Origin of the sequence: Streptomyces sp. NPDC048483 (assembly GCF_040651455.1) — a bacterium.
Classification (GTDB): domain Bacteria; phylum Actinomycetota; class Actinomycetes; order Streptomycetales; family Streptomycetaceae; genus Streptomyces.
Window position 1 is genome coordinate 29,734 of the sequence record NZ_JBEZJZ010000010.1, and the last position, 20,794, is coordinate 50,527.

Below are 20,794 nucleotides of genomic sequence, written 5' to 3' on the forward strand. Positions count from 1 at the left end.
GCGTGGACCGTCCTGCGGTCGAACACGAGCGCCTCCAACGCGCGGGGATGGGCCGAGCAGATCCGCAGCGCGGGCGTCGTCCGCGGTCCCGACATCGCCCCCACGGCGGTGATCCACGAGCGCGATCTCGCGGCCGTGGCGGTACGCGCGGTGACCGATGACGGACATGCGGGCGTGAAGCGCATCCTGACGGAGCCTCAGATACTGAGCAGGGCCCAGCAGGTGCACGCGATCGGGGAGGCGATCGGCCGGCCGTTGCGCTTCGAGAAGGTCCCCGTACAGGCCGCACGCGAGCAGATGCTCGCTGACGGTCGGCCGCCCGCCCTGGTGGAAGCCCTGTTGGCCAGCGCCGAAACGCGGCCGCAATCGGACGTGATCACCTCCACGGTGCAAGAGATCACCGGAACGCCGGCGCGCACGTTCCGTGCAGGGGTGAGCGACCATGCCGACGCGTTCCGTTGAGCGAACACCGCGGCAGAGCGCCGCTCGCTACGGCGTGGCCATCTCCACGGTGAGGGAGCGCAGGGCCGCCGCGGCTGCCGTGTTGACCTCCGCGGCAGTGGCCGCCCGCAGCATGATCTGACCGATGCGCCCCATGTTGTCGTCCGGGCTGCCGACTTCGTCGCCGGGCAGTTTCGACAGGGTGGTGGCGACGATGTGCTCACCTTGAGGGAGGTCGCTGATCCACCGGAGGGTGCCGGCCTGCGGAGCGGTGAGGAAGCGGATGGCGGCGGCCGTCGCGCGCTCCGGGGCCAGGTCGGGGCGTTCACCCAGCGTGGCCTGGAGGTAGGCGCGCGCGACGTCGATGCCGAGGGCGTCCTTGACCAGCCCCATGATGTGGTCACCAGGGGGCCTGGCGCCCACCTCGATGATCTTCGGCTGTCCCTGCGGGTCGACCTTCACCTCGGTGTGTGCGATGCCGTTGCGCAACCCGAGCGCGGCGAGGGCTTCGGTGGCGGCGGCACGGACGGCCGCGCTCAGGCGCGGGGGCAGCTGGGCCGGCACGGTATGGCCCAGCTCGGCGCGGCTGGTGCCCTGGGCGGTGAACTTTTCGGTGAGGGTCAGGTGGTGCGCCTCGCCGTCGGTGACGATCGTCTCGACGCTGAACTCGTCCCCGTCCACGTACTCCTGTGCCAGCAGGGTGGTGTCCAGCACGATGCCGTGCGGGAACTTGTGGGTCTGGGACTGGGCGAGCAGCGCCGCGCGGGACAGTTCCTCCGGCGACCGGACGACGGACACCCCGATCGAGGCCGCGTTCTCGGCGGGCTTGACGACCAGGGGGTAGGCCAGCCCGGCCTCCGCGATCCGCCGGGCGAGGGAGGGATGATCGGCCGCGACTACGGTGCGGGGGCAGGGCACGCCGTGGGCCGCGAACGCCTCGGCCATCAGCCGTTTGTTGCGGCAGGCGTCGGCGAGTTCGGGGCGGTGGCCGGGCAGGCCCAGCTCGGCCGCCAGCCGGGTGGCGAGCGGGGAGAGGAACTCCCAGCAGGCGACGACGGCGTCCATGCCGGTCCTGCGGCAGAAGGCGGCCAGTTCGTCCAGGGCGGCCGCGGGGTTGCGGAAGTCGGTGAAGACGGGGGCGGCGATCTTCGTCCGCAACTCGGGCCGGTAGCGCAGGTACAGCTCCTTGTGGGTGGCCACATAGGCTTCCAGGCCGAGCTCCGCGGCGGCGGTCAGCAGGTCCTCGCCCGCGGCGACATCGGCCTCGATCAACAGGACTTTCTTCACTGGACTCTCTTCACGTTGGGGGCTTCTTCCGGTGCGCGGCGGGCCGGTGGCCGGGCCGGTGGGTGGGTTGGGGCGTCGGCGGCTCTTTCCCCGCTCCCGGGCTCATCCCGCCGCGCGCCGGCGGAGCGACGGAGCCAGGGACAGCTGCCCGAGAGAGGCGACGAGGCACAGGGCGGCGCAGCTCAGCCACAGGGGCGTGGAGCCGGTGTCGAGGAGGCGGGTGCCCATGACCGGCGCGATCAGGAAGCCGGTGCCCCAGGCCATTCCGATCAGGCCGTTGTAGCGGCCGCGCAGGGAGGCCGGGGCGAGGGCGGCGACGACGGCCGCGGTGGTGGCGAAGACCAGGATCTCCCCCAGCGTCGACACCGCGACGGCCAGGGCGTATCCCGCCGTCGCCGAGGCGGTGGCCGCCAGCGCGTTGCCGCAGGCGGCGACGGCGAAGCCGGTGGCGAGTACCCGGCTCTTGTCGAGGGCGGTGAGCCGGTGGCCGATCAGCGGCTGCATCGCGATGACGACGATGCCGTTGATCCCCATGACGATTCCGTAGGCGCTGTTGGGCAGTGCGGCGGCTTTCATCGCCAGCGGCAGGGTGGCGAAGGCCTGTTGGAAGACGATCGCGTAGACCACGATGATCCCGGCGAATGCCAGCATCACGCGGTCGCGCAGCACGGTGCGATAGCCGCCCGCGGTCGCCTCCCGGACGGCCGGGCGGGTTTCCGGGATGGCCAGCCACACCAGCACCCCGAAGGCCGTGCAGGCCCCGGCGTCCAGCCAGAAGATCAGCTGGAACCCGTGCGACGCGAGGAAGCCGCCCATCACCATGGCGACCGAGAACCCGAGGTTGACGGCCCACAACAGGAGGCCGTAGGCGCGGGTCCGGTCGGCGTCCGGCACGGCGTCGGCGACCAGCGCCTGGGCAGCGGGGCGGAAGAGGTCGATCGTGATGCCGAGCACGAAGCAGCACCCGACGAGCACGGTGAGGCTCTGGGCGTGGCCGAGGGCGAGGAGTGTCGCGCCGTTCGCCAGCATCCCGCCGGTCAGCGCCACCCGGCGGCCGAAGCGGTCGGCGAGGAAGCCGCCGAGCGGTTGGGACAGGACCGAACCGACGCCGACGACGGCGAGCACGATTCCGGTGTCGGCGAGCGAGACGCCTCTGACCGCCGTCAGATAGAGGCTCAGGAACGGATTGACCATGGAGCCCAGCCGGTTGACCAGTGATCCGCCCCACAGCACCCAGAATGCGCCGGGCAGCCCGCCCACCCGTACCTGGACGGAGGTGCGTAGCCGGCTCCGGGGGTGCTCACCGGTCTGCGTGCGGGGCGTGTCGATTCCGCTCAAGGCTCACTTCTCCGGGGTCGGTCGGCGGACGCGGCCGCGGGGCCCGGCCGGCGCCGCGCCCGGCCGGTCCGCCCCCGCCATGTCCGCCAGGAGGGCGCGGTCGACCTTGCCGTTCGCGGTCGTGGGCAGCCGGTCCAGCAGCTCGATGTCCTGGGGAACCATGTACGCGGGCAGGGTGCGTGCGCAGAAGTCGCGGAGCTCGGCCGGGTCCGTCCCGGCCCGGTCCGCCGCGAGGACGACGAAGGCGGTCAGCTGCACGCCGCCGTCGGGCCGCGGCAGGGCCATGGCGGTCGCGGCGGTGGCGCCGGGGAAATCCGTCAACTGCCGTGCCACCTCGCCCAGTTCGACGCGGTTGCCGTTGATCTGCACCTGGGAATCGGTCCGGCCGCAGAAGGAGAACTCGCCGTCCTCCCGCTGGACCGCCAGGTCCCCGGTGCGCAGGACGAGCCGGCCGGACTGCGGGCACAGCGGGTCGGGCACCAGCGCCGACCGGGTGGCGGCGGGATCGTCCCAGTATCCGGAGAACAGCGCGGGGCTGCGCAGATGGATCTCGCCGAGCACGCCGGGTTCCGTCACGACGTTGCCGGTCTCGTCGACGAGGAGGATCTCCGCGCCGGGGTGCGCGATCCCGATGGAGAGCCTCTCCACGGTGTCGGGCAGGGGGTTGGGCACGTCCTTGAAGGAGCAGGCCATCGACTCGGTGGCGCCGTAGCAGTTGATGATGCGGGCGTCGGGCCGGAGCTGCTGGAGTCTGCGCAGTTCGGGCAGCGGGAACTCCTCGCCGCAGAAGAGGATGCCGCGCAGCCGGTCGAGGGCGGCCAGCCGCTCGGGCTCGTAGCGCAGCGTCTGGCGCCAGATCGACGGTACGCCGTTGACCTGGGTGGCCCCGGTCTCCCGCAGCACCCGCAGCAGATGCCGGGGCCAGCGCACCAGGTCTTGCGGGACCGGCACCACGCTGGCGCCGCTGCCCAGTGCCAGGCCGATGTTGAGCAGGGAGAAGTCGAAGTGCAGGGGGGAGGTGCTGGCGATGCGGTCCTCGGGTGTGGCGATGCGGTGCGCCAGCATGCCCCGGTAGAAGGCGATCACCGCACGGTGACTCATCACGACGCCCTTGGGACGACCCGTGGTGCCGGAGGTGAAGATGATGTACGCGGGGTCGGTGGCGCAGGGCGCCCGGCGCCGGGGCCTGTGTCGCTCGGGGGCCCGCTCGACGCTCAGTCCGGTGGGGCCGAACCGGGCGGTTCCCACGGGGTGCGGGAGGTCCGTGCGGGTGCCGTCCCGGGTCTGGAGATGGAGGGCCGGCCGGGCGGTGGCAATGATGGACAGCAGCCGCTGGTGCGGCATTTCGGGGCTCACCGGGATGAAGGTGAGGCCCGCCCGGGAGCAGGCGAGCAGCAGCGCGAGGGAGTGGGCGGTGGTGTCGGACTCCAGGATCACCCGGGCGCCGGTCTCGATGCCGAGGGCGTCGAGACCGGCGGCGTAGACGTCCACGAGGGCGCCGAGTTCCGCGTACGTCGTGGTGGTGATCCTGCCGGGTTGCGTGGACTCGACGACGGCGGGGGCGTCGGGGGAGTGGCGGGCGGGGTCGAGCAGGAACTCGTGGAGGAATTCCCTGACGGAATCGGCCGGGGCGGGCAGCTGCTGACTCACGTGGCAAAGACCCCTCGTGGTGTTCGAGAACGGTGATCCGGGGCGGGCCGGGCGGGCTGCGCGGCCATGGCTCGGGGCGCGGCGGTCGTCCCGTGCGGGTGCCCGGCCGTCGGTCGCTGCGACCACCGCCCCCTTCCGAACTTCCGTTACGCGGAAAGGTAGTTCCGGGAAGTGGCACTCAGGCTCTCATGGCCGCCATGGCGATGGGATGTGAGGTGGGTCACTTTTGCCGACTTCGGGTTTCCGTCGCGGAGTGGCTGCCGGGTGCGTTTTCGGCGCCTCCCCGTAAGGGGGTTGCCGTTATGGGGGGTTCAGGCTCGCGGGGGAGTGGGGGCGTCCGGCGATGGCTGGTTCTGGACAGACTTCGGCGGATTGTGGCAGCGTCAGCTCTGCATGGAATTCATATTCCGCATAATGGAAGTGTGTCAATGGGGGGGCGTATGTCCGAGGCAGATCCGCTGTCGCTGGGACAGCTCTCGGTATGGCACGACATCCGAAGCCTGCCGGCCGCCCGCCGGCACGAGCCGAACAACGCGGCGACCTGGCCCCTGCCGCGGGGCGTCGACGCGCAGCAGGTGCGCACGGCGGTGCGCGCCATCGCCGCCCGCCACCCGTCACTGCGGACGCGTTACGACCTCCGGGACCCCGACGTCCCCGGTCAGTTGCCGCCCGACACCGACTGGGACGACGCGCTGCCGACCCTCGAGGACGAAACCGCCGAACCCGCGGACCTCGCCGCCGCACTGGCCACCGAACCGTTCGACCTCGGCGGCCAACACGGCTGGCGGGCCCGGCTGTTGACCCGGTCGGGTGTCCCCGCACACCTGCTCTTCGTCAAGCACCACATCGCCGCGGACGCCTGGGCCCAAGAGCTGCTTTACCAGGAATTCCGGCAGGCGCTCACCGACCCCGAAGGGCTGGGACCACCGCCGCCCGGACCCGCCGACCTCGCCGCCGAACAGCACTCCGCCGCCGGGCTCCACCGGCAATCAGCGGCGCTCGACCACTGGAAGCAACTGCTGGGCCGCGCACCCATGGCAGCCCTGCCGCGCCCCGCCGACGCGGTCGACGACGTCGTCCAGGGCACGCTGCACTCCACAGCCGCCCGCCCCGCCGCGCACACCCTCGCCGAACGCGCGCGGGTCTCCGTCGCCAGCGTCGTCCTGGCCGCCTACGCCCGCGGCGTCGCCCGGATGTGCGGCACCGACGCGCTGCTGGTGCAACTGATGAGCGCCAACCGCTTCGCCGGCCGCTGGAAGAACCTGGTGACGTCGATGAACCAGTGGGTACCGGCGCTCATCGAGGACGCCCGCAAGGACGACCTGGTCGAACTGGCCGCCGCCGTGCACTGGAGCGGCCTCGGCGCCTTCCGCCACGGCATGCACGACGTCACCGCCGTCGCGGCGCTGCGCGCCGAGCTGCCCGCCGCCGCCGAACCGGCCTGCGCCTTCAACTACGTGGCCGTACCGGACCCCGCACCACTGGACGCCGCACCCCGCCGGGAGCCGGTGCCCGGCCGTCCGCCCACCGTCACCTGGGAGGAGCCCTTCACCACCATCGGTCCGCGATGTTACGCCCGCGCCCTGGAGAGCGAGGACGCCCTCACCGTCCGCCTCACCGCCAAGGACCTCGGCCGTGAACGGTGCGCCGCACTGCTGTGGGACATGCACGAGAGCCTGCTGTCCGCGGCCGAGGGCCGCTGAACGAGCAGCCCCGCCCGGCCCGCCGCCACGGAGGCCACACCTCGCCCACCCACTTGTGCCCCCCCACCGGCCGCGAAGTCCTGCCGGACTTCTGCGGCGCTCGCCCCCGGAGGCGCAGGCCCGCCTGAAGACTCCGCCGCGCCGATCCGCCCGGCCGCCGCCCGCGGACCGACCGCTTCCCCGTGCTCGTCCCCTCCCAGGAGGCCGCCCGTGCCCGAACATGTCGTGATCATCCACCGCTGGACCGACCGGTACGCCGACTACGCCGCCTACCTCGACCACGCGGCGCACCGCGTCAGCTACCTCACCACCGAACGCGCCGCCCGCCACCTGCCGGCCGAACAGGCCGCAGCGGTACGGCTGGTGGACAGCACCGAGAACGCCAAGTCGGTCCGCGCAGCCCTCGACGCGCTGGTCGCACAGGTCGGGCCGCCGACCCGGATCGTCGCCCTGCAGGAGACGGACCTCGATCTGGCGGCCGAACTGCGCGGCGAGTTCGACCTGCCGGGACAGCGCAGCGCGGACCTGCTGCCGCTGCGCGACAAACTGCTGATGGCGCAGCGGCTCGAAGCCGTGGGCGTCGCGGTGCCGACGACGGCCGCCGCCCCGGACCACGACTCGGTTGCCGCCTTCGCCGCCCGGCACGGCCGGCCGGTGCTCGTCAAACCGAGGCGCGGCACCGCCAGCGCGGGCATCACCCGGCTGGACACCCAGGCGGCGATCCGGGCCTACGACTTCCCCCGGGACGCCGAGATGCTCGTCCAGGCATGGCTGCCGCACCAGGTCCTGCACGTCGACGGTGTCTTCACCGGCGACGGGCTCGGGGCCTGGCGGGCCTCGCGCTACCTCAACACCTGCCTGGAATTCACCGCCGGCACCGCCCTCGGCTCGGTCGAGATCGACGACGGCGCACTCCTGTCACGGATCGGCGAGATCACCGCCGCCGCCACCGCGGCGCTCTTCACCGGTCCCTCGGTCTTCCACCTGGAACTCTTCGCGAGCGACACCGGCGAGCTGACCGTCCTGGAGATCGGAGCCCGGCCGGGCGGCGCCGAAGTGCCGTTCACCTGGCGTGAGGTGCACGGCATCGATCTGATGGCCGCGGCCGTCGCCCACCAGACCGGCACCGAGGACCGCTCGGCCCGGTCCGCCACCGGCCCGGCGCAGGTGGCGGGCTGGCTGCTGGTGCCGCCCACGGCGCCGACGCCCTGCCGGGTGCGCACGGTCACCTCGCACCGGGGAGACGGGCCCTACGCTGAAGTCCTCCCGGAAACCGGCGCCGTGCTCAGCGGCGGCGGCTACGAACACGCCGGGGCGAGATTCCGCTTCCGCGGCGCCGACAGCGCCGAGATCGAGGCCGCCGTCCGCCGCACGATGCGGGACGCCGCGCTGGAGTGCACCCCCGTCGATCCCCAGGCTCCCGGCAGGCTCGTCGTGGTGGGCTGCGGCAATCCGCCCTACCGCGCCTATGCGCTGGCCTCCCTCGCCGACCGGGTCACCACCGCGCTGGTCCAGAGCTCGGACATCGACTGGCAACGCCCCTACGTGGCCGACCGGTTCCGCCTCGCGGACACCGCAGACCCCGCCGCCACCACCCGCGCCGTCGCCGCGCTGCTCGCCGGGCACCGCGGCCCGGGAGCCGTACTGACCTGGGACGAGACGCTCCTGGAGACCACCGCCGAGGTCGCCCGCCGACTGGGCCTGCCCCATATGAGCCCCGAGGCCGCCCGCCGCTGCCGCGACAAGCTCGCCACCCGCCGACTGCTCGCCGCCGCCCGGGTGCCCTCGGCGCAATTCCGCCAGGTCCACACCCGCGAGGAGGCGCTGGCCGCGGCCGAGGCGCTCGGCCGGCCGGTCGTGGTCAAACCCCGAGCCCTCGCCGGGAGCATCGGCGTCACCCTCGCCGCCAACCCCGAAGACGTCTCCCGCGCCTACGAGCAGGCGCTCGGCTCCTCCTTCCCCGGCATCCACGGACTGGCCGGGGTGATCGTGGAGGAGTATCTGTCCGGAGCCGAAATCAGCGTGGACTGCGCCGTGTTCGACGGCACGGTTCGGATCGTGAACGTCGCACACAAGCGCCTGGGCTTCGCGCCGTACTTCGAGGAGGTCGGCCATCTGGTCGCCCCCTGGCGCCACGAGCCCTGGGCCGACGAGATGCAGGCCGTCGTCACCGACGCCCACACCGCCCTGGGCATCCGCACCGGCCTCACCCACACCGAGCTGCGCCTGACGCCCACCGGCCCACGCATCGTCGAGGTCAACGGCCGGCTCGGGGGCGACTTCATCCCGCTGCTCGGCACCCTCGCCACCGGGGTCGACCCGGTCGCGGCGGCCGCCGACATCGCACTCGGCCGCACCCCGCACCTCACCCCCGACCGCGACCGCTGCGCCGAGGTCCGCTTCGTCTACCCCGACTCCGACGGCACCGTGCGCTCCCTGGACCTGGCCGCCGCCGCGGCCGAGCCCGGCATCGTCGAGGCCGTACCGCTCGCCGCCCCCGGCACCCGGCTCCTGCTGCCGCCCCGCGGCATCGTGCCACGGCTCGCCGCACTGGTGGCCGTCGGCGACACCCCCGAGGACTGCGCCGCCACGCTCGGCCGCGCCCAGCGCGCCGTCCGCCACACCCTCACCCCGCTTCCCTGACCGCCCGTCCGCAGACGAAGAGAGATACCCATGACGTGGATCCTTGGTGTCAACGCGCCCCCCACCGGCTGGCACGACAGCGCCGCCTGCCTCATCGACGAGAACGGCGAGATCGTCGCCTTCACCGAGGAGGAGCGCTGCAACCGGCACCGCCACTCGCTCTACCGCAAACCGCTCGGTGCCGCCCGCTTCTGCCTGGAGCAGGCCGGCATCAGCGCCGCCGACATCGATGTGGTCGCCCTCGGCTGGGACAGCGAGCAGCTCTACCCGCGCCGCTTCGCAGGCGACGCCGACTTCCTCGCGTACGCCGTCGGACTGGACTTCGGCGACCGCACCCCCGAGGTCGTCCGCGTCCCCCACCACCAGGCGCACGCCGCCTCCTCCTTCTACGCCTCGCCCTTCAGCAAGGCCGGCGTGCTGGTCGTCGACGGCCACGGCGAGAACGAGTCCTCCACCATCTGGACGTACGAGGACGGCGCCGCGCCCCGCCTGGAACACACCTGGCAGCGCACCGCCTCGCTCGGCTACGCCTACGACGCCGCCTCCACCTGGCTCGGCTTCTCCTTCCTCAACGCCGGCAAGACGATGGGCCTGGCCGCCTACGGACGCGCCGCGCACCTCGAGGTCGAACCCCTCGTGGACCTCGCGGCCGACGACTTCCGCCTCGCCGTCGAGCCGCTCACCGAGAGCCGGGGGAGCGCCACCGCCGACGAGATCAAGGAGCACTACGACACCGTCGTCGGCCGCTGGCGGGAGCGCTACACGAAGATCGCCGGAGCCGACGGCCCGACCGCACCCGAGGAACGGCTCACCGAGGACCCCCACGCGATCCTCGTCGCCTACACCGCGCAGCGCCTCATCGAGCAGACCGTCACCCACCTCGTCGCGCTGACCCGCAAGGCGTCCGGCGTCGACCAGCTGTGCCTCAGCGGCGGCGTCGCCCTCAACTGCAGCACCAACGGCACCCTGCCCGGCCCGCTGTACGTCCCACCGGTGCCGCACGACGCCGGCGTCGCCCTGGGCGCCGCATGGACCGTACGCCCGCCCACGAAGCACACCGGACCGCTGAGCCCCTACCTGGGCACGGACATCCATCACGGCGGCGCCCACGGCGCGGCCGCGCCGGACACCTCGGACCTGATCCGGACCGACCTGGACATCGACGAGCTGACCACCCTGCTGCTGGACGGCCGCATCGGCGCGGTGGCCCAGGGCCGCTCCGAGGTGGGCCCGCGGGCCCTGTGCCGCCGGTCGATCATCGCCGTACCGAACACCGCGGACGTCAACACCCGGGTGAACACCGTCAAGAACCGCGAGCAGTGGCGCCCCTTCGCCGGCGTGACCCGACCCGGCTACGGCGCCCAACTGTGGGAACAGCAGGAGCACTTGAGCCGCTACATGCTGGGCGCGGCCAAGGCCACCGCGCTCGGCCGCCGCGTCGCCCCCGGCGTCGTCCACATCGACGGCACCACCCGCCCGCAGGTGCTGCACGGTGACGAGGCCCCGGCCGTGGGCGCGGCCCTGGACTGCCTGGAGCGGCGCGGCGCGCCACCGGTGCTGCTGAACACCTCCTTCAACGACAAGGGCGAGCCCATCGTCAACACCGCGGCCGACGCGCTGGCGGCCTTCCGCTCCATGGACCTGGACTTCCTCGTGCTCGGCGACGACCTGTACCGCAAACCGAACCGGACGGGAGGCACCCGCTGATGCCGGCCGGCCTGCCGGAACCGGCGCGCTTCCGGGCGTTCGGCCCGCGCCACCTCGACGAGATCGCCCGGCGCCACTCACTGCCCGCGGACATCCGCGAGACGGTGCGCAGGGTGTCGCTGGTGCTGCCCTTCCGCGTCAACTCCTACGTCCTCACCCAGCTCATCGACTGGGACCGGGTCCCCGAGGACCCGCTCTTCCAGCTGACCTTCCCGCAGCGCGGAATGCTGGCCGAAGCCGACGAGGACCAGCTCGCGAAGCTGTCCGCCGACCCCGCCGACAAACTGCTGCTGCGCGAGGCCGTGCAGGAGATCCGAAGCCGCCTCAACCCCCACCCCTCAGGCCAGCAGCAGCTCAACGTGCCCAGCCAGGACGGCGTGCAACTCCCGGGCCTCCAGCACAAATACCGCGAGACCGTGCTCTACTTCCCCGGCCAGGGCCAGACCTGCCACGCCTACTGCACCTACTGCTTCCGCTGGGCGCAGTTCATCGGGGACGCGGATCTGCGCTTCGCCGCCCCCGACCCCGGCGGACTCCTCGACTACCTGGGCGAACACCCCGAAGTGCACGACGTCCTGGTCACCGGCGGCGACCCGATGGTGATGTCGACCGAGCGGCTGCGCAGCCACCTGGAGCCGCTGCTGGGCGTCTCATCGGTCCGCACGATCCGGATCGGCACCAAGTCCGTGGCCTACTGGCCGCAGCGCTTCGTCACCGACCCCGACGCCGACGACGTCCTGCGGCTGTTCGAGCGTGTCGTCGCCTCCGGGCGGCAACTCGCCGTGATGGCGCACTTCAGCCATCCGCGGGAGCTGGCGACCGACCTCGCGCGGCAGGCGGTGGCCCGCATCCGCGCCACGGGAGCGGTGGTCTACTGCCAGGCGCCGCTGATCGCGCACGTCAACGACGACGCGCGGGCATGGAGCGAGCTGTGGCAGGCGGAGCTGGCGGTCGGCGCGGTGCCCTACTACCTGTTCGTTGAGCGGGACACCGGGCCGTACGACTACTTCAAGGTGCCGCTGGCCCGGGCCGTGGAGATCTTCACCGCGGCGTACCGCACGCTGCCCGGCCTCGCCCGCACCGTACGCGGCCCGGTCATGTCGGCGACACCCGGCAAGGTCGTGGTGGACGGCGTCGAGGAGACACCCGAGGGGGCGTACTTCCGGCTCCGGATGCTCCAGGCGCGGAACCCCGCACTCGTCGGCCGGCCGTTCCGGGCCCGCTACTCGCCGACCGCCGCTTGGCTGGACGACCTGGAACTGGACCCCGCCACCCCCGCCGACCTCGCGGCCGCCGTCCGCGGCACCGCCCCGGCCGCAAGCACCCCACCACCCGACCGCGCGCCCCACGGGGCGCACCGCGCGAAGAAGAAGGCGCCATGACCTCCGTCACCGTGGCCCCGCCCTCCCCGAACCTGGCGCTCAACCAGCTGGTGGACGAGCGCCGGGCCGCGGGAGCGTCCCTGGTCCACCTCGCGTTCGGCGAGGCCCGGCTGCCCGTACTGCCGCAACTGGCCGAACAGTTGACGCTCGGCGCCGCCCGCTCCGCCTACGGCCCGGTGGCCGGCGCCGAGGACGTACGCGGCGCGGTGGCCGGCTACTTCACCCGCCGGCGGCTGCCCACGGAACCCGACCGGGTGATCGTCGCGCCCGGCAGCAAACCCCTGCTGATGGCGCTGCAACTCGTCATCCCCGGTGATGTGCTGCTGCCCCGACCCGCCTGGAACACCTACGCCCCGCAGGCGGCCTACGCGGGCAAGAAGGTCTTCGGCGTGCCGATCCCCGCCGACTGCGGCGGCGTCCCCGACCCGGACGCGCTGAGCGAGACCATCCGCCGGGCCAGGGCGTCGGGCGCCGACCCCCGGCTGCTGGTCCTCACCCTCCCCGACAACCCCACCGGGACCCTCGCGCCGCCCTCGGTGATCCGCGCCCTGTGCGCGCTCGCCCGGACCGAGGACCTGCTGATCGTCTCGGACGAGATCTACCGCGACAGCGTCCACGACCCCCGGGCCACGCCCTTCCTCAGCCCGGCCGAGGTGGCACCCGAGCGCACCGTCGTCACCAGCGGACTGTCCAAGACGCTCGGGCTCGGCGGGTGGCGCATCGGCGTGGCCCGCTTCCCCGAGGGCGACACCGGGGCGCTGCTGCGGGACGCCGTGGTGGCGGCGGCCAGCGAGATCTGGTCGACGCTCGCCGGACCGATGCAGCAGGTCGCGCAGTACGCCTACGCCGAGCCGCCGGAAATCGTGGAACGGATGCGTGGGAGTGCCCGGCTGCACGGCGCGGTGGCAAGGGCGGTGCACCGCCTCGCCGTCGAAGCGGGCGCCGACTGCCGCCCGCCCACCGGCGGGTTCTACGTCTACCCGGACTTCGCACCGCTGCGCGACCGGCTGGCCGCCCGCGGGGTGACGGACTCGGCATCGCTCGCCGCCCGGCTCCTGGACGACTCCGGGATCGTCGTACTGGCCGGACACCTGCTCGGCGACGATCCGCACGCGCTGCGCTTCAAGGCCGCCACCAGTCTGCTGTACGGCGACGCGCAACAGCAGGAGCAGGCCCTTGGGGCCGACGACCCCACCCGCCTGCCCCACATCGCCGGCCAACTCACCAGGATCGCCCAGGGCTTCGCCCGGCTGACGGGAGCATCGTGAAGGAAATACCCCCCACCCCGGAATCGTTCGCAGTGATCGACGCCGCGACGGACCGACTGCTGGACGGCCTCGCACGGCTCGACGACGGGGACATCGCGGCCCCGTCCCGGCTCCCCGGCTGGACCCGCGGCCACGTCCTCAGCCATCTGGCGCGCCAGGCCCCGGCGCTGGAGCGGCTGCTTCAGTGGGCCCGTACCGGGGTCGAGACCGCGCAGTACCCGGACCGCCGGGCCCGCGACGCCGAGATCGAGGCGGGGGCCGGCGGACCGGCCGCCGCGCTGGTGACGGACGTCCGCACCAGCGCCGCCCACTTCCGGCGCACGATCGAGGAGCTTCCCGAACCCGCCTGGCGGGCGACCGTCCGGCCCTTCACCGGTGAACTCTGCACCCCTTGCCGGATCCTGGTGATCCGGGTGCGCGAACTCGTCCTGCACCACGTGGACCTGGACATCGGGTACGACGTCGCCGACATTCCGGCGCCGGCCCGGCAGATCGTCCTCGACGACGTACTGGGCTACTACGCCGAGGCAGAGGGCATGCCGGACCTCACCCTCCGCGACCCCGAAGGAGCACTCCTCGCCCGCTTCGGCACGGGCGGTCCGGTCGTCTCCGGCACCCCCGCCGACCTGCTTGGCTGGCTCGCCGGACGGTCCACCGGCACGGGACTCGACGGCACGGCGCCGCTGCCCGCACTGCCACCGTGGCTGTGACCGACGGCCCGCGCCCCCGCCCTTACCACTCAGCACAGCCCCCACGCAACAGGAAAGGTGAACGTACATGGCCGTCACCAGCGAACCGGAGCACTTCGGCCTGGATTCGGTGCACAGCGGTCTACTGGACTGCATCCAGGCCAATCTGGCGGTGCTCGCGGACCACCACCACGGACCTGGAACGCATCTCCGGCTCGGCGCGCCGCTGACCTTCCGCTCCCGGGAAGGGGCGGACGGTCTGCCCACGGTCGACCCGCCGCTGGCGCAGCAGCTGCACAGGGCACCGGAACTCCTGGGGCTCACGGTGGTGCGACAGGAGCGGATGGCCGCCGGCGGCCTGCTCGCCCGGCTCCGCGCCGACGGCGGGGTCCGCTACGTCGTCGCCGACGCCTTCACCCTGCCCTGGCTGCCGTACCACGGACACGCCCACATGGAGCACAGCTTCCTGCTCGCCGCGGCGCCCGGCGGCTGGCAGATCACGGACGCCTACCGCAGCGAGACCCACTGGGGACCGGCCGCGCCCGGCCGCTGGGTGCTGCCCGAGGCGGACCTGGCCGCCGTCGAGGAGGCCGACGTCGTCGAACTGGCCCCGGCCGGCAGCCGGGTGGCTCCCGCGCCGGCGCCGACGCTCTCGGTGGACGACGGCGCCGTGGCGGCCTACCTCGGAGCGTACGACGACTGCCCCCACCGCGCGCAGGCCGTGGAACGGCTCACCGCCGAGACCTGGCTGCTGTCCCGAGCGCGCAAGCTGCACGCCCGCTACCGCGCGCACTTCGCCGGCCGGGCCGAGGTGACCGAGGCCGAGCGCGAGCACCTGCGCGCCTGGGACAAGGTCGTCGAGCAGACCTACGTCGCCCACCGACGGGTGTCCCGGGGCCGGGCCGAACCGCCGGGCATCGTGGACCGCCTGCGCGACGTCCTCGCCGCCGACCGGACGGTCTTCGGCGCCCCGCCCGCCGCCGCCCCCGCGGTCCCGGACGATGCGCTGCGGCACCGCGTGGCCGCCCTGGCCGGTGACGTGCTCGGCGTGGACGGGGCCGCACTCCTCGACGGTGCCCCGTTCGACGCCTTCGCCTCCTTCAGCTCCTTCCGACTGATCGAAATCATCGAGCGGCTGGAGGACGAGCTGGGCCGGGAACTGGACGCCGACGCGCTCGTCCCGGAAAACCTCCGCCGGGTCGACGACCTGTGCCGCATCGCCCGCTGAACCACTCCGTACCGAAGAGAGACCCCATGGACCCCCGCTTCACCGCACTGCTGCGCCCCTTCCTCAAGCACTCCGGACCCGAGGAGATCGTCCTCACCCCCGACACCGACCTGCGCGCCCTGGGCGTCGATTCCATGCAGGCCATCGAGCTGCTCTTCGCCATCGAGGACACCTTCGGGATATCGCTGCCGGACGACCAGCTCAATGACGCCACCTTCGCCACGGCCGGCAACCTGTGGCGGGTGATCGCCGCGGAGCTCCCCGACGGGACCGCCGGGCAGGACGCCGGCGAGGTGACCGCATGAGCCCGGCGCCCACGGCCGCCTCCCTGGACCTGACGACCCGTCTGGCCGAGGTCGCCGAGGTCACCGCGCAGCACGCCCGGCGCACCGACCGGGCCGCGGAATTCCCGGTGGACGCGCTCGCCGCACTGCGCCGCACCGGCCTGCTGGGTCTGCTGGTCCCCGCCGAGTACGGCGGACTCGGCGGCACCGTAGGAGACATGGTCGCGGCCGCGCAGACCCTGGGACGCAGCGATATGTCCGTCGGGATGATCTTCGCGATGCACTGCCAGCAGACCGAGGCCCTCGTCCGCCACGGCCATGAGCGGCTCCGCAAAGAAGTGCTGCCGCGGATCGCGGCGGGGGAGAACTACCTCGCCTCCGTCACCACGGAAGCCGGCAAGGGCGGCCACCTGCTCAGCGCACAGGCACAACTGACCGCCGACGAGGGTCACTTGACGATCGACCGGCATGCGCCCATCGTCACCGGCGGCGCCCACGCCGACGGCTTCCTCCTCACCATGCGCAGCCCCGGCGCCGCCACGGAACACCAGGTGTCGCTGGTGTATGCGCACCGCCACCAGCTGGACCTCACCGCATCGGGGGACTGGCAGCCGATGGGCATGCGCGCCAGCCACAGCGTCGCCCTCCGGCTGACCGGCAGCGTCCCGGAGCACCACATCGTCGGCGAGCCGGGCCAGTTCCACGAGATCGCCGCCAAGGTCTTCGGCCCTTTGGCGCATCTGGGCTGGTCGGCGGTGTGGCTCGGAACGGCGGCAGGAGCGCTCTCGCGCGTGCTGCGGCTGCTGCGCAGCCCCGGGGGGCGCGAGCGCTTCGACCTCTCCTCGGAACTGCTGCTCACCCGCATCTCCCGGGCCCGCAGGCGGCTGGACGCCGTCCACGCCCTGCTGCAGGAGACCCTCCGGACGGTTACCTCGGGCGCGGACCTCTCCGTACCCGCCCGTCAACTCCAGCTCAACGCCCTGAAGATCACCGCCTCCGAGGAATGCGCAGCGGCCGTGGACGACCTGATCACCGCGGTCGGGCTGCGGCACGGCTATCTCCAGGACTCGCCCACCCGCCTCGAACGGGCTCTGCGGGACCTGCGCTCGGCCCCGCTGAACTACAGCAACGACCGGCTCCACCTCGCCGACGGCCGGCTGGCACTGCGCGACCAGGGAGTGAGCTTTGCCTGAGCCACTGCCCCAGGAACCGCCCGTCGCACCACCCCCGGCCGACGACGGCCGACCACCGTCCGCCGCCACCGGCTTCGCCGCGCTCGACGCGCTGCCGCGCACCGCGGACGGCGCGCAGGTATGGGCCGCGCTCGGCCGCGCGGGCCTGATCACCCGGGCCTACCGCGACGGCACCGTCGGCACCGGCACCGACCCCGGCGGGCTCGCGGACCTGCTCACCGCCGTGGACGCCCGCTGCTCCCTCGCCGCCACGTTGTCGGTGAGCGTCCAACTGGCCACCGCACTACCGGTCCTGGCGACGGGCCGGGCGACGGTGGCCCGGCGGGCACTGGAGCGGGCGCTGACCGGCCGGGCCACGGTCGCCCTGGCCGCCACCGACGTCACCGCAGGCACGGACCTCACCGCGCTGCGCACCCAGGTGCGGATCGAGGACGACGTGCTGGAGGTCTCCGGCGAGAAGAACTGGATCGCCAACACCACCACGGCCGAGTCCTTCCTCGTTCTCGCCCGGCACCGCGCCGGACGGCACTTCACCGACTTCACCTGGGTCCTGGTGCCCGCCGACGCGCCCGGCGTTACCGTGCGCCCCGCGGACACCGCGCTGTTCGCCGACTCGGGCGTCGGCCATGTCGCCTTCGAGGGCGTACGGCTCGACCGGGACCATGTACTCGGCCGGGTCGGCTTCGGACTCCCGCTCTTCGCCCGCCACATCGCCACCGAACGGCTCGCCGGCGCGCAGTGGGGCGTGGCCCTGTGCCGCCGCATCCTGGCCGGCACCCACCACCGGCTCTCCGGCCGCCCGCACGGCGCGGGCACCCTGTGGGACCAGCCCGCCGTACGGCAGCGGTTCGCGGCCTGCCTCCTCCGGGTCCGGGAACTGCACGCCCTGGTCGCCGAGTGCGCGGAGCCCGTGGTCGCGCAGTACGACGCGACCGCCGCCGCCACGCTCAAGGCCGCCGCGGGCGCCACCGTCAACCACGTACTGACCGAATGCGGCCAGCTGTGGGGCGCGGCCGGCTTCACCACCGGAGGAATCCAGGAAATACGCGCCCAGGCCGCGCTGTTCGGCATCGGCGGCGGAGCCAACGAAGTGGTGCTGGGGATGCTGGCGGACGCCGCCGGGAGCGTCCTGGCAGGCCTGGAACGGCCGGGCACCCTGCCGTGACCACGCCCCTCCTGGTGGCCGACCAGGTCTGGGTGACCACGGCCACCGAGGACCGGATCGCGCCCAGCGCCCACCGCGACGACCTGCGCCGCGCCGCCGCCCTGCCCGACCGGCGCGCCCGGGAATTCCTCGCCGGCCGCGGGCTGCTGAGAAAGACGCTCGGCGCGCTGCGCCCGGCCCTGGCCGACGCCGACATCACCACCGATCCGCGTGGCAAGCCCTGGCTGCACAAACACCCCGGCGTCGGCATCAGCGTCTCGCACAGCCAGGGCGCGGTCGCCGTCGGGGTAGCAATCGGGCGCGCCGTGGGCGTGGACGTGCAGCGCCCCGGCACCTCCGTCACCGCCTCGTTCGCCCGGCGGCTGCTGCACGATCACGCCCGGCGGATCGCCGCGCTGCCCCCGGCGCGGGCCGCCGAGGAGGTCGCCTGGGTCTGGACGGCCCAGGAGGCGTGCGTCAAGGCCAGCGGGGCGGGGTTCGCCGGGCGCCCCTGGACCATCGACGTGCCGCCGGGCGCCCGGTCGGGCCACTGGGGCGACTACCGCTGGATCAGCCTGCGCGACCGCTCCTCGCTGCCCCTGAGCTGCGCGTTTCCCATGGCCCGCGGGTGACTGCCCGCACGGCCGGTACCGCGGCACCCGCCGCGGCCCTCGAGCCGGAACCGACCCCCCGAGAAAGGCGAACGGTACGCATGCCCGCCGAACGGCACACCCTCTACGACTGGTTCGCGGCCTCCGCCGCCACCCACGCGGACCGCACCGCACTCGAGATCGGCGACACCGAGCTGACCTTACGCCGAGCTCGCCGGCCTCGCCGACGCCCTGGCCGCGCGCCTCCTCCTGCGGCTGGACGGCACACCGCCCCGCCGGGTGGGTCTGCTGGCCGGCCGCACCGCCGTCGCCTACGCCGGATACCTCGCCGTCCAGCGCCTCGGCGCCGCGGTGGTCCCCCTCGGCCCCGGCTTCCCCGCCGAGCGCAACGCCGGGATCGTACGGGCCGCGCGGCTCGACGCCGTACTGACAGACGGGACCGCCGACCACTCCGGGTGGCCCGACATCCCCACGCTGGCCCTCGCCGACCCCGAACTGCTTCGCCTCACGGCGACGGCGCCCCCCACCGGCCGCACCGCCCGCCCCGAAGACCTCGCCTATCTCCTCTTCACCTCGGGCTCGACCGGCGTTCCCAAGGGCGTCCCCATCCAGCACCGGAACGTCTGCGCCTACCTCGCGCACGTCGTTCCGCGCTGCGCGGCAGGGCCCGGCGACCGCTTCTCGGGGACCTTCGACCTGACCTTCGACCCCTCGGTGCACGACATGTTCACCGCCTGGGGCAGCGGCGCCACACTGGTGGCAGCGACCCGCGACGAACTCCTCGCACCGGTCCGCTTCGTCACCCAACGCGCCCTCACCCACTGGAACTCCGTGCCGTCGGTGATCTCCCTCGCCCAGCGGTTCCGCGCCCTGCGGCCGGGCAGCATGCCGACGCTGCGCAACAGCATGTTCTGCGGCGAACCGCTGACCCTCCAGCAGGCCGACGCCTGGCAACAGGCCGCGCCGCACAGCGCCATGGAAAACGCCTACGGCCCGACCGAACTGACCGTCACCTGCACCACCTACCGGCTGCCGGCGGACCGCACCGACTGGCCGGCCCCCGCCAACGGCACCGTCCCGATCGGCACACTCCACCCGGGCCTGCAACTTCGCCTGTACAAGGGCGAGTTGTGCGTCCGAGGCGCCCAACGCTTTCCCGGCTACCTCGATCCGGCCAACAACGCCGGCCGCTTCCTCGCGTCCGACGGCACACCATACGACCCCGCCACCGCCCTGACCGACGGCCACTGGTACCGCACCGGCGACCGCGTCACCACCCTGCCCGGCACCCCGGGCCACCTCGCGGACGCCGCCCCGCCGCTGGTGCACCTCGGGCGCGGTGACCAGCAGGTCCAGGTGCACGGCTACCGCGTCGAACTCGGCGAGGTGGAGGCGGCGCTGCGCGCACTGCCCGGCGTCCTCGATGCGGCCGTCGTGCCGCTGGCGAACGCCGGTGGCGTCGAACTCGGCGCCGCTTACACCGGGACGGCCGACGGCGGGGAAGGCTTCCGGGCCGCCCTCCGGGACCGGCTCCCCGCCTACATGGTGCCCGCCACACTCACCCGACTGGACGTCCTCCCGCTCAACCACAACGGCAAGGTCGACCGGACCGCCCTCGGAGCCCTCCTCGGGGCGACGAGCGGGCATCGGGCCGGGCGGCCGGCAGCGGCGCCGGGCCCGGCGTGATCAGCGGCGGCACCGGCAGCACCGGCAGCACCGGCGTCGCCGCGCTCACGATGTCGCGCTGAAGTACCCGTCGGCGCCGAACCGTCGGACGGTCTCGTCGAAGTCGCGTTCGTGCAGGAAGCGAAAACCCTGCCGTTCAAAGGCGTTGATCTCCTGGGCGGTCGGCTCGCCGCGATAGCGGCGCCGGGCCCGGTCCTGCGGCCGGACCGCGGGCCGCCTGCCCTCAGCGACGCCGGGCAGCACCTGCAAGAAGGATTCGACGCCCAGCACGTACAACGGCATGAGATGCCAGAACAACGAGCGAGTCGGGTCCACCGGCCGTGCGGCGCTCGCCATCACCGGCCCCGTGTCGATGCCTCGGTCGATCACATGCAGGGCATCGAGATGTCATCGAGCGCCGGAACGTCCTTGCCGGGGTAGGTGTAGCCGACAATCCTGAGGGAGATCGTTTTGACGGTCTCGGGTGCGGTCTCCCCCCCCGGCGGCGGGGCTGGACGAGGCGGCATCGCTCCTGGAAGGCGCGGAGGTCGCTCACCCACA

18 protein-coding genes are annotated in these 20,794 nt (G+C 73.3%); 13 read left to right on the forward strand and 5 right to left on the reverse strand.

Annotated elements, in window-relative coordinates; translation table 11 throughout:
- Positions 1–108 precede the first annotated feature (108 nt).
- A complete protein-coding gene (locus AB0D04_RS07835) occupies positions 109–462 on the forward strand; it encodes a hypothetical protein (RefSeq protein ID WP_362700493.1) in 354 nt (117 codons plus the stop codon).
- Positions 463–489: 27 nt separating this feature from the next.
- Here AB0D04_RS07835 and AB0D04_RS07840 read toward each other — a convergent pair whose 3' ends face one another.
- The 3 genes from AB0D04_RS07840 to AB0D04_RS07850 all read right to left on the reverse strand — a co-directional run bounded on the left by AB0D04_RS07840 (position 490) and on the right by AB0D04_RS07850 (position 4,716).
- A complete protein-coding gene (locus AB0D04_RS07840) occupies positions 490–1,728 on the reverse strand; it encodes an ATP-grasp domain-containing protein (RefSeq protein ID WP_362700495.1) in 1,239 nt (412 codons plus the stop codon).
- A 102-nt stretch (positions 1,729–1,830) separates the two neighbouring features.
- A complete protein-coding gene (locus AB0D04_RS07845; protein ID WP_362700497.1) occupies positions 1,831–3,066 on the reverse strand; it encodes an MFS transporter in 1,236 nt (411 codons plus the stop codon).
- Between the two features lie 3 nt (positions 3,067–3,069).
- Entirely contained in the window at positions 3,070–4,716 is a 1,647-nt protein-coding gene (locus AB0D04_RS07850) for an AMP-binding protein (RefSeq protein WP_362700499.1), read from the reverse strand.
- Positions 4,717–5,156: 440 nt separating this feature from the next.
- Between AB0D04_RS07850 and AB0D04_RS07855 the strand changes: the two genes are divergently transcribed.
- The 12 genes from AB0D04_RS07855 to AB0D04_RS07910 all read left to right on the forward strand — a co-directional run bounded on the left by AB0D04_RS07855 (position 5,157) and on the right by AB0D04_RS07910 (position 20,254).
- Positions 5,157–6,419, forward strand: coding sequence for a condensation domain-containing protein (locus AB0D04_RS07855; protein ID WP_362700501.1), 1,263 nt, complete (start codon positions 5,157–5,159; stop codon positions 6,417–6,419).
- Between the two features lie 210 nt (positions 6,420–6,629).
- Positions 6,630–9,062 carry an ATP-grasp domain-containing protein gene (locus AB0D04_RS07860; RefSeq protein ID WP_362700502.1) on the forward strand — a complete coding sequence of 811 codons (2,433 nt, stop codon included), beginning with the start codon at positions 6,630–6,632 and terminating at the stop codon, positions 9,060–9,062.
- A gap of 30 nt (positions 9,063–9,092) precedes the next feature.
- Positions 9,093–10,769, forward strand: coding sequence for a carbamoyltransferase C-terminal domain-containing protein (locus tag AB0D04_RS07865; protein ID WP_362700504.1), 1,677 nt, complete (start codon positions 9,093–9,095; stop codon positions 10,767–10,769).
- Positions 10,769–12,151 (forward strand): lysine 2,3-aminomutase, encoded by a 1,383-nt coding sequence (locus tag AB0D04_RS07870; RefSeq protein WP_362700506.1) that lies wholly within the window; start codon positions 10,769–10,771, stop codon positions 12,149–12,151. Before AB0D04_RS07865 ends, AB0D04_RS07870 begins: the two co-directional genes overlap by 1 nt.
- Complete coding sequence (locus AB0D04_RS07875; protein ID WP_362700508.1) at positions 12,148–13,419, forward strand: pyridoxal phosphate-dependent aminotransferase; 1,272 nt, start codon at positions 12,148–12,150, stop codon at positions 13,417–13,419. Before AB0D04_RS07870 ends, AB0D04_RS07875 begins: the two co-directional genes overlap by 4 nt.
- Positions 13,416–14,129 (forward strand): maleylpyruvate isomerase family mycothiol-dependent enzyme, encoded by a 714-nt coding sequence (locus AB0D04_RS07880; RefSeq protein ID WP_362700509.1) that lies wholly within the window; start codon positions 13,416–13,418, stop codon positions 14,127–14,129. The genes AB0D04_RS07875 and AB0D04_RS07880 overlap by 4 nt, the downstream gene beginning before the upstream one ends.
- Positions 14,130–14,196: 67 nt before the next feature.
- The gene (locus AB0D04_RS07885; RefSeq protein WP_362700511.1) at positions 14,197–15,336 is read left to right on the forward strand and encodes an acyl carrier protein; all 1,140 of its coding nucleotides are present in this window, start codon (positions 14,197–14,199) and stop codon (positions 15,334–15,336) included.
- A gap of 26 nt (positions 15,337–15,362) precedes the next feature.
- Positions 15,363–15,641, forward strand: coding sequence for an acyl carrier protein (locus tag AB0D04_RS07890; protein WP_362700513.1), 279 nt, complete (start codon positions 15,363–15,365; stop codon positions 15,639–15,641).
- On the forward strand, positions 15,638–16,813 hold the full coding sequence (locus AB0D04_RS07895) for an acyl-CoA dehydrogenase family protein (protein ID WP_362700515.1): 1,176 nt from the start codon (positions 15,638–15,640) through the stop codon (positions 16,811–16,813). The genes AB0D04_RS07890 and AB0D04_RS07895 overlap by 4 nt, the downstream gene beginning before the upstream one ends.
- On the forward strand, positions 16,806–17,978 hold the full coding sequence (locus AB0D04_RS07900; RefSeq protein WP_362700517.1) for an acyl-CoA dehydrogenase family protein: 1,173 nt from the start codon (positions 16,806–16,808) through the stop codon (positions 17,976–17,978). Before AB0D04_RS07895 ends, AB0D04_RS07900 begins: the two co-directional genes overlap by 8 nt.
- Positions 17,975–18,589, forward strand: a complete 615-nt coding sequence (locus AB0D04_RS07905) for a 4'-phosphopantetheinyl transferase superfamily protein (RefSeq protein WP_362700519.1) — start codon at positions 17,975–17,977, stop codon at positions 18,587–18,589. Before AB0D04_RS07900 ends, AB0D04_RS07905 begins: the two co-directional genes overlap by 4 nt.
- A gap of 234 nt (positions 18,590–18,823) precedes the next feature.
- Positions 18,824–20,254 carry an AMP-binding protein gene (locus AB0D04_RS07910; protein WP_362700632.1) on the forward strand — a complete coding sequence of 477 codons (1,431 nt, stop codon included), beginning with the start codon at positions 18,824–18,826 and terminating at the stop codon, positions 20,252–20,254.
- 45 nt (positions 20,255–20,299) lie between these two features.
- Here the strand turns inward: AB0D04_RS07910 and AB0D04_RS07915 are convergent, their stop codons facing one another.
- Both AB0D04_RS07915 and AB0D04_RS07920 read right to left on the reverse strand, forming a co-directional pair.
- Complete coding sequence (locus AB0D04_RS07915; RefSeq protein ID WP_362700521.1) at positions 20,300–20,590, reverse strand: hypothetical protein; 291 nt, start codon at positions 20,588–20,590, stop codon at positions 20,300–20,302.
- Positions 20,591–20,619: 29 nt separating this feature from the next.
- Complete coding sequence (locus AB0D04_RS07920) at positions 20,620–20,760, reverse strand: hypothetical protein (RefSeq protein ID WP_362700523.1); 141 nt, start codon at positions 20,758–20,760, stop codon at positions 20,620–20,622.
- Positions 20,761–20,794 lie beyond the last annotated feature (34 nt).

Bases quoted from the DNA above. Each gene is read 5' to 3' on its own strand.
- AB0D04_RS07895 (WP_362700515.1), top strand. From the start codon at position 15,638: ATGAGCCCGGCGCCCACGGCCGCCTCCCTGGACCTGACGACCCGTCTG.
- AB0D04_RS07885 (WP_362700511.1), top strand. From the start codon at position 14,197: ATGGCCGTCACCAGCGAACCGGAGCACTTCGGCCTGGATTCGGTGCAC.
- AB0D04_RS07920 (WP_362700523.1), bottom strand. From the start codon at position 20,760: ATGCCGCCTCGTCCAGCCCCGCCGCCGGGGGGGGAGACCGCACCCGAG.
- AB0D04_RS07875 (WP_362700508.1), top strand. From the start codon at position 12,148: ATGACCTCCGTCACCGTGGCCCCGCCCTCCCCGAACCTGGCGCTCAAC.
- AB0D04_RS07865 (WP_362700504.1), top strand. From the start codon at position 9,093: ATGACGTGGATCCTTGGTGTCAACGCGCCCCCCACCGGCTGGCACGAC.
- AB0D04_RS07855 (WP_362700501.1), top strand. From the start codon at position 5,157: ATGTCCGAGGCAGATCCGCTGTCGCTGGGACAGCTCTCGGTATGGCAC.
- AB0D04_RS07870 (WP_362700506.1), top strand. From the start codon at position 10,769: ATGCCGGCCGGCCTGCCGGAACCGGCGCGCTTCCGGGCGTTCGGCCCG.
- AB0D04_RS07915 (WP_362700521.1), bottom strand. From the start codon at position 20,590: ATGGCGAGCGCCGCACGGCCGGTGGACCCGACTCGCTCGTTGTTCTGG.
- AB0D04_RS07890 (WP_362700513.1), top strand. From the start codon at position 15,363: ATGGACCCCCGCTTCACCGCACTGCTGCGCCCCTTCCTCAAGCACTCC.